The organism is Sphingobacterium mizutaii, assembly GCF_900187125.1.
Lineage (GTDB): Bacteria > Bacteroidota > Bacteroidia > Sphingobacteriales > Sphingobacteriaceae > Sphingobacterium > Sphingobacterium mizutaii.
Genome location: NZ_LT906468.1, coordinates 1,524,840 through 1,540,248, shown reverse-complemented (window position 1 = coordinate 1,540,248; position 15,409 = coordinate 1,524,840). Strand labels below are relative to the sequence as shown.

The window sequence follows — 15,409 nt, the reverse complement described above, 5'->3', positions numbered from 1 at the left end:
GACAAGAAGTTTAGAATGAAACATTTAATCCGAAATACAAAGAGAGTGGCATAGGATAACCCGTTCCTGGGTTTTCAGGATCCATACCCGTGAATTTATCCTCACCCCATGTTTTCTTGATGGCAAATAAGTTCTGCGCAGTGACATAGAACCTCAGGTTACTCAATTTGATTTTCTCCACTACCGAGGTCGGAATCGTATAGCCAATGTTCAGATTTCTCAGCTTGACATAGGAACCATCCTCAACAAAATAACTCGAGAAGCGCCTTTCCCCATTGGCATCCCGCCTTGACAAGGCTGGAATATCTGAATCCGGATTAGTCGGCGACCAAGCATCCAAAATCCTACTTGGGTGATTGCGGTCATTTTGGACACCAATATTCCAGAAATCGCTCAGCTCCTTCCAGGAATTCCGAACCGAATTCCCAAATACCCCCTGCAAGAAAAAGCTAAAGTCAAAATTCTTATAAGCAGCTTCAAAGTTCAATCCTGCCGCCAATTTCGGATCACTCACCCCAATCCAGGTCCTGTCAAAAACCTCATTGATCACCCCATCACCATCCAAATCCTTATAACGGATCCTTCCCACACCTTTACCCGGCTGAATCGGCCCATTATCCACTTCCTCCTGCGTTTTATAGATGCCATCTGCCACCAATCCATACATCGAATTCAAAGGCCTCCCCACAATATTATCCAGCAATCCATTTCCACCAAAGGCATACTTCACATTCTCCGGCAAGGAATTCACCTGATGTTTATAGGTCGACACATTTCCAGATACCGCATACCTGAAATCGTCCTTGCTCACCGCCCAAGTCAATTGGGCTTCAATTCCTTTATTGGTCATGTTTGCGGAATTGATCCAGCGATATCCACCTTCTCCTAATGCCGCTATATATGGCGGTTCAAACAGCATCCCCGTGGTTTTCTTGTTGAACCAATCCAAAGAGCCATACAACCTATTCTGTAAAAAAGTGAAATCTACTCCGACATTGGTTTGTGTCGTAGTCTCCCATTTCAAGTCAGGATTACCGAGGCTAGCCCTACGGAATCCAGAAGGGATATTACCGGTCTCATTTCCGCCAATGGCATAGGAAGTACCGTTGATGTCGGTCACATAAATATTCACCAGCTTGCCCGAGTTCAAGGGTTCCGAGTTACCATTTTGACCCCAACTCGCTCTAAACTTCAAATCGTCTATCCAAGCCACATCTTTCATGAATTCCTCGTTCTTCATCCTCCAACCGACTGAAAAGGAAGGGAAATTACCGAAGCGATAATTCTTACCAAAGACCGAAGAACCATCCCGACGGAAAGTAACCGAAGCCAGATATTTATCTGCAAAAACATAGTTAGCTTTTGAAAAATAAGAAAGCATGGTCCTTTCATTTCCACCCCCATTAAATGTCCTTTGCTCGCCAGTGGCCGTAGATAAATAGGCATAATCGCGGTCCTCCAAAAGCAGTCCGGAACGATATCCACTGATACTTTCATTCAAGAATTTAAAGGCCTCAATACCCACCAACACATCCAAGTGATGCTCTCCAGTAGCGATATTGTACAACAAGGTATTGGTCCAGGTCTGCCCCAAGTCATGCCAGTTATTCTGGCTTACCCCATTGATAGTGCCAGCTTTACCCCCTGCCTCTTGCCATTTCTTGTCAATTTTCCGATCATACCACATGCTATAATCCACTCCAAACTGAGACCTAAAGGTCAGGTTATGGATAATTTCTGCCGATAGGTAGGCAGACCCTAGCACTTTCAGAAAATTACCGGTATTATCCTTGTTCAACTCCATATCCCTTATAGGGTTGGCAAAATCATCCATTCCCAAAGGCATTGCTACACCGCCCCAAGCGCCATCATTCGCATAAACAGGGATATTTGGCGGCATGACCAAAAGACCATAGGTACTGTTGACATCCCGCATCCTCAGATTGGTCAGCGTGAGGTTCTCACCTATTTTCACTCTTCCATCAAAAAGTTCATATTCATTGTTCATCCGTGCAGCCAATCTCCTGAAGAAGGATGTGATCTGCGTACCTTCATTATTGTAATAGTTCACCGAGAAAAAACTAGTGGAGTTCTCGGTCCCCGAAGTAATGGATACCTGATGATTCTGTTGGAAACCGGTCCGCATCCCTTCGTTGAACCAATTGGTATTTGCCGAAGGCATCGTCTTGGCATCATTCAGCCACTCAATTGGTTTTACGGAATTCAATACCGGAATCCCTTGCGCATTTACGGTCCAATCATAATTGTAATACCTGACAGCCGCCGTTGGATCATCGCCATCATTGACGGTTGCTTGCCACAGCGCCCTGCCATATTCTTCTGCATTCAACATCTGCGGAACATTCCCAGGGTTATTCACCGCAGCATAAGCTTCGTAAGTAACCTTGGCTTTGCCCTTGATCCCTTTTCGGGTCGTTACCAAAATAACACCACCAGCAGCTCTAGAACCATAAATGGAAGCTGAAGAGGCATCTTTCAAAAATTGTATGCTTTCAATATCATTTGGATTGATGTCTCTTAGGTTGATGGATACCGGTTGCCCATCCAAAACGATCAATGGAGGTGAAGAATTAAAGGAGGTAATCCCTCTAAACTGGATCCCTACATTTTCTGCTGGGTTACCATCAGTAGTCACCCTTACCCCTGGTACCTTGCCTTGCAAAGAGCGCATCACATTGGCACTGGGGTTGTTGACAAAATCTTCCCGCTTCACGACCGATACCGCACCGGTCAAATCAGCCTTCCGTTGGGTCATATAACCCGTTACTAATACTTCCTCTACCCCTAATTCATCTTTCTCTAAAATAATTTTACCCGCCTGAGAGATGGGTACATCTTGGCGTTTAAAACCAATAGCAGTGACCCTGATCTGGGTACTGCTCCCGATTTCTAGCGAAAACTCCCCGTTCTCTCCAGTCGCTGTTTTCTTCCCTGTAGGAAGTGCCGCCACTGTCGCCGCAACGATAGGCACGCCTTCCTTGTCGATTACTTGGCCAGTTAGCATTCCTGCCTGAGCATGTACTTCTCCCATGCTCAACAGTTGGAACCAAAAATAGAGGACAAAGAGCCCCGATATTCGGTGTTTTTTCCATGAAAAATAAGTCATAACAATAAGTTTAATCGATTAAGCAACTAAGCAACAACAAGACTATTGGCACTTAGTAAAAAAAATATTAATTAGAAATTCAGTTTATAATGAATACAAGTTTAGTGCTTAACCGATTAAGTTCCAAATTAATTTAAAATATTTTAGTTCTTAATTAATTTGGAACACTCTTCCGTAACAAAATCTCAGAAAATATCGAACTAATCCTCTCGGGACCCATCGTCCGCCATTCGGACGACCTTCGGATGGAATGAAGCAACAACATCAACCAATTCTTTTTGGGCATCCATGACCTCATGGATGTTCTTATAAGCCATTGGCGCTTCATCCAAATCAGCTCCAATCAAGCTGATCCCTAAATCCTCCAATCGCTTGTTCAAATCCTTTCGGGACAAGGTCTTTATCGCTTGGGTACGGCTCATCAATCGTCCAGCCCCATGTGAAGCCGAATTGATAGCCTCTTCCTCCCCTCTACCGCGGACCAAGAATCCAGGTGCAGCCATCGATCCCGGGATAATCCCCATCACACCCTTTGCCGCTGGTGTAGCACCTTTTCGGTGGACGATCAGCTCCTCGCCTTTCCACATCTCCTTCCATGCAAAGTTATGGTGGTTTTCCACCTTCGTCAATCGTACGGCGCCCAATTCCGAAAGCACCTTTTCATGGATCACTCCATGACAGGCCGATGCATAATCTCCCGCTAAGTTCATGGCCAACCAATACTCTTGCCCTTCAGCAGAATCCAAGTCGAAATACGCCAAATGCTTCGCCTCATGAGGAAGTTTACAGACCTGCATCGCCAATTTGGTATAGTGATTGGCAATCATTGCTCCCAAACCTCGAGAACCAGAATGCGTCAACAAAGCCAGATATTCCCCTTTTGGAATCCCCAATTCCTGATCCGTCTCCTTAAACTCCATGATCCCAAATTCCACAAAGTGATTTCCACCACCAGAAGATCCCAACTGAGTCCAAGCCTTGTCCTTTAATTGCTTCACAAAAGGGTTGTCCTCAAACTGCTCGTTTTCAAAGACCTCATGATCTAGGCGCTCATGTTTCAAAAAACCGTTACCAGCACCAAATCGAGTGGTTTTCAGCAAGATCTTTTTCAGCTCATCACGATGGGTATCCACATAGCTAGCCGGAAGATCAAAAATAGAAAGGGCCATACGGCAACCGATATCCACACCGACACCATAAGGAATGACCGCATTTTTCGTTCCCATAACGCCACCAATAGGCAATCCATAGCCTTGGTGAGCATCAGGCATCAGCGCACCAGCAACTGTTACAGGCAATTTCATCGCCGTTTTCATTTGTTTCATAGCGCCATCCTCAATATGCTCCGCGCCATATACTTCATACGGCAGCTCTTCCGTTTTCAAGGGAACATTGAATTTCTCCAATTCTTCTATATTCAACAGGGCAAAGGATAGCGGTGAAAATATGGCGTCTTCAGCAAAAGCCTTTGGATCATCCAATACGGCTTTGAACTTCTCCAACATTTCCTCCTTGCTAAAACCCAATCGCTTCTTATTGATCTTCAGCGCCACGCCAATGGCTAAATTCTCTTTATATCCTAAGGCAACTAAATCATTACCATTTATTCTTTTATTTTCCATCTTTCTTTAATTTAACAAATAATGAGCATTTAATAAATCTGCAGGGCATTGTTGCCCTGCAGGGCTTCCTATTTATTCAAGAACAATTGTTTCAATTGATCCACGATCTGACCGTTTCCAGAAACAGAGATCGTATTGATCTTGTCCGCAATCTTCTCCACATACTCCATTTCCTTCAATCGGAACAACATCGCATTCTCTTCCAAAAGCTTCGCGGTATTCAACAAGCTCCTTGTCGAGGCCGTTTCTTCCCTTCTGGTAATGATGTTCGCTTGAGCTTTCTTCTCAGCAACCAACACTTGGTTCATAATATCCTTGATTTCACCCGGAAGGATAATATCCTTGATACCCATGGAAATCAATTCAATTCCCAATCGCTGAACCGACCTCTTCGCTTCCTCCAAGATCACCTTAGCGATCGCATCCTTATTCTCCAACAATCCATCAAATGTTTGGTCAGATACATAAGTTCTCACGATCATCTGCATCAAAACATATAAATGACTTTCAAAAGATTGGTTTTCCAACAAGGCCATCTTGATATCTTTAACTTGATATTGGAAACCGATATTCAATCGGATCTGCACCTTGTCCTTAGTCAAGATCTCTTGACCTGGAATCTCCATATACAAGGCTCTTTTATCCACGATGGAAACCTGAACCACATCCGAATTTTTCCAGAAGAAGTATTCGCCAGCCATCAATTCTCGCTCAAACTTACCATTCACAAAAAGCAAAGCTCCTTGAAACTCTTCAATCTGATATCTGCTCACATAAGCTTTGAACAAGTCTTTCCTTAAATAAACTTTGTTGATGCTCGCTGGCACCTCCAAGGTTTCCATATTCTCGATTTGGAATTCCAAATCGTCCAATCCTTTCCAGAACACATGCCTTCCAGCATTCAATAAGCCTACGAAGTTCTTGTTCTTGAACATCAAAGCGATCTCATTGTCTAAAACCTCAACGATTTCCACCAATTCTTCAAATCCAGGCATAGTCAACAAAACATCTAGATGATGAGCAACCTTGAATGGATCCGCCATATCATAGCGCTCTAGGGACTCCCCAAAGCCTAACCAGTATTTCCCTTCAGTCACAACCCTTTTCACAGCATTGTTTTTGATGATCAATCCTACTTCGTTTCTGTTAATTAATACCTTTTTCATTTTTTTATTTATTTAATTTCTACACTCATTCATTTAATCCTAAAAAGCTATCGCCAATCGTTCATTGGTCCAGACCGGAACTTTAGGGTAGTCCTAGGCCATCCAGCGATCTTGTCTTTCCGCCCAAGAAGAACAGGTCTTCCAGACTTTCAAGTACAATTCTCTTTTGGTCTAGGTCTAGCAAAAAGTTGCAAAGATCTTTTCCAACTGTTTTTGGCATTATATGCCTCCAACCGAACCATTGGCAATAAGCTTTTGATCTTTTTAGAGAAGACCTAAACTCGTCCAGCGTGTTTTACCACGGAATGCATCGTGTGAGGATGTTATTGGTCCTATTTCAACCAGTGGTTTGTTATTCTAGCCATTTGAATTATCCTGGAAACCAGGAGCAGGATTCGAACCTGCACTGCAAACAATTAACCCATAGACCCATCTCATAATCAGTATACTCCATCCTACCGGATAAGCACTAGCCTGCCATACAGAAACAGGACACCAGGATTACGATTTGATCTCTACAGATTATATATCCTTTCGGACATATATCGTATAAAAAGCTTATCGCTTGTTTAATCAAAGAACATTTGTCATACCCGACAATACAAAGGTGCGCATGGTACTACGCAGTCGTTATGCGCAATAAAAAATAATTACATATTTTTAAATATTACATATATAACAACCTGATTTACAAATCAATAATTTTACATTTTTAAAATAATATTTTTACGGATTCGTATTACTACGCAAATACTTTGCGCAGTTAACTTTTATTAACTATCTTTATTTTAACCAAAAGGGAAAGGAAATCCATGTCTACAAACAAACTTGCACTCATTCGATACAAAATCATTGACCAATGCCTTCAACAAACCCATCGGAAATGGACGTTGGAAGACTTGATAGAAAAGGTTTCAGAAGCACTTTATGAGTTGGAAGGAATCAATAGTGGGGTCAGCAAAAGGACCATACAGGGTGACATCCAATTGATGCGGAGCAATAAACTAGGTTATAACGCTCCCATCGTGGTCAAAGACCGTCGATATTATAGCTATGAAGATCCGAACTACAGCATCAGCAATTCCCCTATTTCTTCCATGGACATGGAAAAAATGAAAGAAGCCGTCGATGTCTTGAAACATTTGAATGGCTTTACCTTTTTCGAAGAAATGAGCGATATGATCGTCCGTTTGGAGAGCCATTTATATGCCTCTAAGGGTGAAGGGAAATCCATCGTACAACTGGAAGCCAACCCCTTATTAAAAGGATTGAAATGGATCACCCCACTTTATCAAGCCATAAAGGATGAAAACCCCGTGTTGATCAAGTACAAATCATTCAAGTCCAAACAGCCCACTGTGGAGGTATACAGTCCCTATCTTTTAAAGGAATATAGAAACCGCTGGTTCCTTATTTGTTGCAAAAAGAACCAATCCAGCCTGATCACTTTGGCGCTAGACCGGATTGCAGAAATTGATATGATGGCCAAAAATGGTTTCCAACCTTATGAAGGGGTCGACTTCGAACGATACTTTGCCGACACTATTGGGGTCACCAAATCTGCAAAAGACCGTGGACAGAAGGTTATTCTACTGATAAATGCTGCCAATGCGCCTTATGTCGAGACCAAACCATTACACAGTTCACAACAGATCCTAAAAAAACATGAGGATGGTTCCATCACTATCCTGATTGATGTGACACTGAATCTTGAATTAGAACGCGAGATATTGGGCTTCGGTGAATGCATCAAGGTATTGACACCAAAAAGCTTAGAAAAACGGATACTTTACCGACACTATAAGGCGTTAAATCAATACGCCAAGGTCCAGATCATAAGAGAAGATAAGGAACAGCAGAAACAGGATGATAAATAATGATATAACTCACTTTATTCTCCATGCTGTGAATAATGCTTAAATTTAGCCTACTATTTTAGACAGATATGAAAAAAGCTCCGAATACTGAGCAAAAGTCCAGAAAGGTCACTTCTGGACCCCTACGCGAAAAGGCAAGAACGATGAATAAAATCGTCAATGCCGTCGGAAAAGTATTAAAAAAACATGGCTATCCTGGATTGACCATTGCAAATATTGCTGCAGAAGCAAAAGTAGACCGTAAATTGATCTACACCTATTTCGATAATCTGGACAACTTGGTGGAGCTGTATATCGAGAAAAGGGATTATTGGAAAACCAAGGCCAAATCCACTATTTCCAAATTGTTGGGCCAGGAAATCATTCAGGATGACGAGATGTTCGCCCTCTTGCAAGGACAATTTAATGCTGTTCTTAACGACGAAATCCTACAGCGCATCCTACAATGGGAACTTTCTGAAAACAAGGAGATCCTCCGTAAATTGGCAGATAGCCGCGAGGAAATTGGAGCCGAGCTCATCCGTAAATACGAAAAGAGCCGTCCCAATAACAAAGTCGATACCTGTGCCATCCTTGCACTACAGACAGCAGGTTTATATTACCTTGCCCTTCATGCAAAAACGAACGGAAGTACCTTCTGCGGTCTTGACCTCAATACCGAGCAAGACCAAGAACGTGTTTCAGCAGCACTTAGAGAAATACTGACAAAGACGCAAACATGAAAAGAATCATCGAAATAGATCAAAATTTAAGCCTGAAAGCGATCGTAGAGAGTGATGCCATCCGGATGTTCAATATCATCAACAGCCAAAGGGAATATCTTGGCGAATGGCTCCCTTTCGTACAGTTCACCAACAAAGTGGAAGACAGCAAAGGTTTTGTTGAAATGGCGATGCTCAGCCGAAAGCTTAAAAAAGATTATGTCTATAAGATCTGTTTCGATGACCGTATGATTGGCTTGATCGGCACCAAGGAGACCGATCTACTGAACAAAAACACAGAAATTGGCTATTGGCTCTCCCAAGAATTCCAAAACCAGGGTATCATGACCCGCTCGGTGGAAGCCCTGATCCAAGAGCTTTTTGAAGAACTCAAATTAGAACGCATCCAGATCTGTTGTGCAATCGGCAACGAAAAAAGCATCAATATCCCCAAAAGACTGGGCTTTAAACTCGAAGGGACAAAGAGAAATGGCGAATGGATGGGCAACTTCCAGTTTAGGGACCTCTTGGTCTTCAGCAGGCTGAAGTCAGATAAACCATAAGTTTAGGAAAACTAAAAGCTATTCCTGCACCTCCAAAAATATTTCGGGTCAATTCTTCATGCAGGACGAGCGCTTACCCAAGCTTTACCCTTGTTCGAGGCATATTCGGAAAATTCAAAATGTGTCTCGAATAAAACCCAATTAAAATCAACATTTTTTTACCAAAAAAAGGTCGTATAAAAAAACAAGGGCAGCTCAATAATTGAGCTGCCCTTTTAAATTTTGGTTTAGTATTACCTATCTATTGTTTTGCTTTTTCGCTTCCTTCATCGGGTTGCTCTCTGCCGATTGACCACGAGCTGTGCGCCCATTCTGTTGGTACAATTCAAACCTTGATGGTTGCGATGTTCTTGGCCATGCATTATTGGACTCATCTATATCCGCAGTTTCACGGTATGGGTCCAATTGGATAGAAGCAACTTGCTTGCTCTTGGCAAAGACTTTCGTGGCTTCATTTTCGTCCATTCTCCAGATATAAGCAGGAACCTGATCGATTTCCTTGCTTCCATCGGTGAAAGTCCATTCTATGATCAATGGCATAACCAATCCACCATTGTTCTTGAAGTTCAACTCATAAAAAGTTGTCTTACCATTAAAGATGTCTTTTTCCTTATCGTTCAGCTTATTATAGAATTCTTGGTAGCTTGCCTCATCCGCTGGCTTAACTGCAAAACGGTCCCATTTATTATAGAAATCCAAAAGAGAGGTATCCTTATCCACCAAGAAAGCCATATTATCTTCCATGTTTCTTTGGCGTGTAATGCTGTTTAGGTCTTTTTCAAAAGCATCTTTTTTCTCTTGTTGCGTTTTCTTAGGGTCAGCTCCACTCATTCTATATTGAGTCACATTATCCAATGAAATTTCAACCGGGTCCGTTCCAAAGAACCAACCTCTCCAGAACCAGTCAAGGTCTACCGCTGAAGCATCTTCCATGGTGCGGAAAAAGTCTGCTGGAGTAGGATGTTTAAATTCCCATCTCCTTGCATATTCCTTAAAGGCATAGTCAAAGAGCTCACGGCCCATCACGGTCTCTCTCAAGATGTTCAATGCAGTTGCTGGTTTAGCATAAGCGTTTGGTCCAAATTGGACAATGTTTTCAGAGTTGGTCATGATAGGCTCCAATTGGTCTTTTGGCAGCTTCATGTAATCCACGATCTTATAGGCAGGACCACGACGGGAAGGAAAATCCTTATCCCATTCCTGTTCTGTCAAATACTGAAGGAAGGTATTCAAGCCTTCATCCATCCAAGTCCATTGGCGCTCGTCTGAATTGACGATCATCGGGAAGAAGTTATGGCCTACTTCGTGGATAATCACACCGATCATGCCGTATTTCACGGCCTCTGTATAAGTACCGTCTTCATCTGCACGACCATAGTTGAAACAGATCATCGGATATTCCATACCATTTGCAGCTTCTACAGAGATAGCTACCGGATAAGGATAAGGGATAGAGAATTTAGAATAAGTTTTTAAGGTATGTGCGACCACCTTAGTAGAATATTTACGGTATAGCGGATAGGCTTCAGGACCATAATAAGACATGGCCATAGGCTGGTTTCCTGGAATACCTTCATTGACACGCAAAGCATCCCAAATCAAGCGACGAGAAGTTACAAAGGCAAAATCACGTACGTTCTTAGCTTCATATACCCAAGTTTTCTTTGCAGTCGATTTCTGTTGGATCGCTTTGTTTGCTTCCTCTAGGGTCACGATCTCAACCGGTTCTTTCGATTGCTGTGCCTGTTTCCACCTGCCTAATTGAGCAGGGCTCAATACCTGTGCATAGTTTTGGCATTCACCGGTAGCACCGACCACATGGTCTGCCGGAACGGTGATATTCACTTTATAATCGCCGAAAACTAGAGCAAATTCCCCTCTTCCAGTAAACTGTTTGTTTTGCCAGCCTTGGAAATCGGAATAGACTGCCATTCTTGGAAACCACTGGGCTATGGTGTACAGGTTATTGTCATCTTTTGCAAAATGCTCAAATCCACCACGTCCACCTTCTACCATACGATCAGAGATCTTATAATCCCAATCAATTTTCAGGACGAATTTTGCTCCCGGTTTCAATGCTGTAGGAAGATCTATACGCATCATGGTATAATTGATGGTATATTTCAAAGCCTTGTTGGCACCATCGGTAACCTTATGGATATTGACCCCAAATCCTTTTTTCTCTGGAACCAATGACTTCAGCTCACCGATAGACATTTTCTCCCTTAAGCTGCTTTGGTCGAAACGTTTATTTTCAGCATTATCTGCATGCTCATTCTCATCCAACTGAATCCATAAATAGGTCAATGGATCAGGAGAATTGTTGGTATAGGTGATGGTTTCAGATCCTTTCAATACCCGATTGACATCATCCACCTCCACATCAATCACATAATCTGCCTTCTGTTGCCAATACATGGAACCTGGCGCACCAGATGCCGTTCGGAAGATATTTGGATCCGTCAAAAGGTTTCCCAATTGCTCGAACTTATTCCCATGGTTGGACCCTGGGTTATGCTGCATCTGCGCATGGGCAGAATATATGCTTGCCGAGCCTAACAGGGCAAGGCAAATGGTTTTGATTAATTTTGAATATAATTTCATAATGGAATACGTTCAAGTGCCATAATAAAGGAGATCCCAATCACTGCGGATGAAAGGAAGAAGCTCCAATCTCGGTTGCTAACCGCAAAAATCTTCAGCATCAGTTCCGACAACAGAATAACAAAAAATACGATGATCAGTTGTCCAAACTCCAGACCTATATTAAAGGACAACAATGGAAGGACAATATTCGCTTCCTGGCCCAGTAAAGATTGTAAGTAATTTGAAAATCCAAGACCATGGATCAACCCAAAGAACAAGGTCATGGCATAGAGGACATAAGGACTGCGCTGTTTTCTTCTTTTTGGGAGATTATAGAATGCAGTAGCCAGTATTGTCACTGGAATCAAGAATTCTACCCAAGCGGTATCCACCCTTACTATTTTGAAAGCGGCCAAGGTCAAGGTAATAGAGTGGCCAACGGTAAAAGCAGTTACCAGCCAAAGGATTTTCTTCCAATCTTTAAGCGTATAACTACAACATAAAACGAGAACAAACAAGATGTGGTCGTAACCGGTCAAGTCTAAGATATGCTGCCAACCAAGTTGAAAATAGATAGAAAAATCGCTCATTAATTAGGTCTTGTAATAATAACATAGCAAAATTAATATTATTTTAACATAGACAAACGGATTTACTAATTTTAAACAATTTTGCACATAATTGTTGCAAAAAGTCTAGAGCATGGATTGGAAGAAATTAAAATTAGGATTGTTGTTCATTGGGGTTTTTAGTGCTTTAATTGCCTTTGCACATCCTTTTTATGTCAGCATTACCTCTGTCGACTACAACCCGACCAAAAAACGGGTAGAGGTTTCCTGTCGATTGTTTTATGATGACCTGGAAGTAGCCTTGAAAAACCAATTGGGTCAACACATTGATGTGATCCACCCAAAAAACAAGGCAGCGGCAGATTCTGCTATATCGAAATATATCCGTCAAAACTTCAAGATCAATATCAACAATCAACCGCGTAACCTCCGTTATGTTGGCTATGAAATCGAGGAGGATGTAGCTTGGTGTTATTTGGAAGTCAGCGATGTTCCTGCCATCAATAAGTTGGACATCGTAAACCAGCTGCTGTTTAAGGACTTCAAGAACCAATCGAACATCATGCACATCAAAGTCAACAACACTAAAAAAAGCACCAAACTCGACAATCCTAAACGGACAGCCAGTTTCACATTCTAATCGTACTTGGTTTTTGGGATTTAGGGTCAGGAGAATACGAACCCTCTAGAAACACAAAATGCTTTTTTCTCAAAAAGCACGTCTAATTTAATTTGTTTTGGTTTTGTAGAAGGGTTAACTTTTCTTGTTAACACTTCTAGTTTGTGGGCTTGGTTGGTTTCCGATAAACCCTACATTCGTCACATAGAATGAAAATGGGTTCTGGATCATTTTTTCTTTTTTACTTCTTTCTTTTTTAATCATATTATAACCTTTCTTTTATTGTTTGCTAGTAATATAACAAATTTTGAACCAAATTCCAAATTTTTGGAGACATAAGACAAGAGACCTGCGTGGAGGATTGTTTTTAGACAGGAAAGGAAATTGTATTTCTATTTTTTTGGACCGTCGGCATTTGAACCAGGAATGGAAGGGATTGGAGGATAGACCAAGATTTGGGCATGAACCAGGATGGGGTTCGACTCCGCTCACCCAACGAGGATTGGAGGATGGACCAAGATTATGGTCAATTTGTCGCTGGAAAGACCCCAATACTGTAGGGGCGTATCGCATACGCCCGCAGCATGCATACCTAAATTATTATCATCTTCTGATTAATGAAATTCATAGATTTTCAAATTCTTGGTCGAACAATTTCTACAAACCAATCCCATCGCACGGGGCATCGACCTTCTATCCATTTTTCTGCCAAGGAAATGAGCCGGAGGCTAAAGGGCTTCCTGAGGAAGATTTGATGTTTGTAGTAAACCCACAGAGTGGGTGAAATCTTTTTCTGAAAAACCTTTTAAAAACAGTGCGTTCGCGGTGCCCACGATGACAGACATCTCAAAAAAACAAAAAAAATAGATTCTTCGCTTCGCTCAGAATCCCTCTCAGGAGGCTTCCAATTCTGAACGATTAGTGAAGAATCTGTACGTAAATGCCCCAACATGTGCTTGTCATCCTTGATCGAAGATCAAGGACCTGTTCGCCAATGCAACCTTTGTTTGCATACTACCGAGATGCTTCGTTTCTACCAATGACAAATTTATTCGATTGTTTTTCTAGGTATTTAGACCTATTTCTATTTTCCAGAAGAATATTTTTATGCGTCATATATCCCCAGAGGGGATGAATTATTTTAGCATGGATGGTAAACAATATAGGGTTAATGCAAAAACGACGTTCGATTAATCGAACATCGTTTTTGCGCGACTTCCAGGCTAACGTGCCATGCCTGCTAAAATAATGGAACCTCGATAGGGTTCAACTGAATAGTTGAACAATTGCGCATTTCCAATTCTGAACGATGAGTGAAGAATCTGTACGGTTCTCTACTAATAATGCGTGTCATGCTGTAACGAAGGTACAGGACCTGTACGCCAATACAATCTTTTTTCGCAATACTCCGAGATGCTTCGTTCCTCAGCATGACAAAAAAAATAACACTTTCAGAAAGTTCTATTGTCTTATGTCTATTGTCTTATGTCTTCCCCTAATTCGCCATATTCACTGCATGCCTATGGATAAACTCAGACGGTGAACTATGCAAGATATGTTTGAATACCCGATTAAAATGGACAACGGTATTGAAGCCACATTGGTAGGCGACTTCGGAAATGTTTTCGGTGGATTTGTTGATGAGCAATTGGCAGGCTTTTTCGATTCGGATTTCATTTAAAAAGGTCACGTAGGTTTTCATGGTGTGCTTTTTAAAATACTTACAGAATGCAGATGGCGTCATGTGGATGAGTTTGGCGACTGCGTCGATACTGATTTCCCGGTTGTAGTTTTCTAGGGAATAGCGAAGGACCTCATTGATCCTTACTCCGACCTTATCGTTGAAGTTTGACTCTGGCAGACCGGAATACAAGGAGATCATCTCCTTTTCGTTGGCGATCAGGTAATCAAAAATCTCCAAGACGCGCATGAGTTTAGGGAGCCCTTCTTCCCGCAATAGGGATTGGAAGATGGTCCTAACTGGGAGGCTGTATCGCTGGATGAGCTTTTTACTGGAATCTAAGGAATTAAAGATATCTCGGATCCGATGCAACTCCTGCATATTGAAGAATGACTGCATTTTGTCAAAGGCTACGAAAATATGGACCACATGGATTTGGTCCTCCTCCGCTCCTTCTTTAATAAAGATATGGGGATCATTGGCCTTAAGGATATAGATTTCATTTTCAAAAAATGGCTGTATCAAGTTTCCGATTACGACCGAACCCCTACCTTTTAGGATATAGGAAACCTGGATTTCCTTGTGCCTATGGTAATGAGTATAGAATTCTTCCCTCAGGTCTTCTTGAATATAAAACGAACCGGCTCCGAAAGCAGGCACAGTAAATTCAATTGGATACCTTGCTTCCATTGTCTTTAAAGCTTCCATACATTCCTAATTTTTGTCCCAATTCAACTGGTTAATGTTGTTTGGGTATAATGATATTCATAATTTAGTTATAACAAAAATATCAATTTTTTACAATCTCAGGGTATTATTTGAAAATATATAAGAATATTTCCGTAATAAATTTCTGACATAAATCATATTTCATTCATTCTCATCCATTTCGAGTATT

10 protein-coding genes are annotated in these 15,409 nt (G+C 41.7%); 4 read left to right on the top strand and 6 right to left on the bottom strand.

Annotation, left to right across the window (positions count from 1 at the left end):
* Positions 1-10 precede the first annotated feature (10 nt).
* The 3 genes from CKW03_RS06590 to CKW03_RS06580 all read right to left on the bottom strand — a co-directional run bounded on the left by CKW03_RS06590 (position 11) and on the right by CKW03_RS06580 (position 5,915).
* Positions 11-3,127, bottom strand: coding sequence for a SusC/RagA family TonB-linked outer membrane protein (locus CKW03_RS06590; protein WP_093095197.1), 3,117 nt, complete (start codon positions 3,125-3,127; stop codon positions 11-13).
* A gap of 200 nt (positions 3,128-3,327) precedes the next feature.
* Positions 3,328-4,749, bottom strand: coding sequence for an RtcB family protein (locus CKW03_RS06585; RefSeq protein WP_093095195.1), 1,422 nt, complete (start codon positions 4,747-4,749; stop codon positions 3,328-3,330).
* Between the two features lie 68 nt (positions 4,750-4,817).
* Positions 4,818-5,915 carry a slipin family protein gene (locus tag CKW03_RS06580; RefSeq protein WP_093095193.1) on the bottom strand — a complete coding sequence of 366 codons (1,098 nt, stop codon included), beginning with the start codon at positions 5,913-5,915 and terminating at the stop codon, positions 4,818-4,820.
* 812 nt (positions 5,916-6,727) lie between these two features.
* Between CKW03_RS06580 and CKW03_RS06575 the strand changes: the two genes are divergently transcribed.
* The 3 genes from CKW03_RS06575 to CKW03_RS06565 all read left to right on the top strand — a co-directional run bounded on the left by CKW03_RS06575 (position 6,728) and on the right by CKW03_RS06565 (position 9,056).
* Complete coding sequence (locus CKW03_RS06575; RefSeq protein WP_093095191.1) at positions 6,728-7,792, top strand: helix-turn-helix transcriptional regulator; 1,065 nt, start codon at positions 6,728-6,730, stop codon at positions 7,790-7,792.
* A 68-nt stretch (positions 7,793-7,860) separates the two neighbouring features.
* Positions 7,861-8,514: a TetR/AcrR family transcriptional regulator gene (locus tag CKW03_RS06570; RefSeq protein ID WP_093095189.1), complete on the top strand. Its 654-nt coding sequence runs from the start codon at positions 7,861-7,863 to the stop codon at positions 8,512-8,514.
* Positions 8,511-9,056, top strand: coding sequence for a GNAT family N-acetyltransferase (locus CKW03_RS06565; protein WP_093095187.1), 546 nt, complete (start codon positions 8,511-8,513; stop codon positions 9,054-9,056). The genes CKW03_RS06570 and CKW03_RS06565 overlap by 4 nt, the downstream gene beginning before the upstream one ends.
* Positions 9,057-9,293: 237 nt before the next feature.
* Here CKW03_RS06565 and CKW03_RS06560 read toward each other — a convergent pair whose 3' ends face one another.
* Together CKW03_RS06560 and CKW03_RS06555 are read right to left on the bottom strand one after the other, a co-directional pair.
* Positions 9,294-11,660: a M1 family metallopeptidase gene (locus CKW03_RS06560; protein ID WP_169918982.1), complete on the bottom strand. Its 2,367-nt coding sequence runs from the start codon at positions 11,658-11,660 to the stop codon at positions 9,294-9,296.
* Positions 11,657-12,232: a HupE/UreJ family protein gene (locus tag CKW03_RS06555; protein WP_093095186.1), complete on the bottom strand. Its 576-nt coding sequence runs from the start codon at positions 12,230-12,232 to the stop codon at positions 11,657-11,659. Before CKW03_RS06555 ends, CKW03_RS06560 begins: the two co-directional genes overlap by 4 nt.
* Positions 12,233-12,344: 112 nt before the next feature.
* On the opposite strand from CKW03_RS06555, the gene CKW03_RS06550 reads away from it, so the two are divergent.
* Positions 12,345-12,851: a DUF6702 family protein gene (locus tag CKW03_RS06550; protein ID WP_093095184.1), complete on the top strand. Its 507-nt coding sequence runs from the start codon at positions 12,345-12,347 to the stop codon at positions 12,849-12,851.
* A gap of 1,474 nt (positions 12,852-14,325) precedes the next feature.
* Here CKW03_RS06550 and CKW03_RS06540 read toward each other — a convergent pair.
* On the bottom strand, positions 14,326-15,219 hold the full coding sequence (locus CKW03_RS06540; protein WP_093095182.1) for an AraC family transcriptional regulator: 894 nt from the start codon (positions 15,217-15,219) through the stop codon (positions 14,326-14,328).
* Between the last annotated feature and the right edge of the window lie 190 nt (positions 15,220-15,409).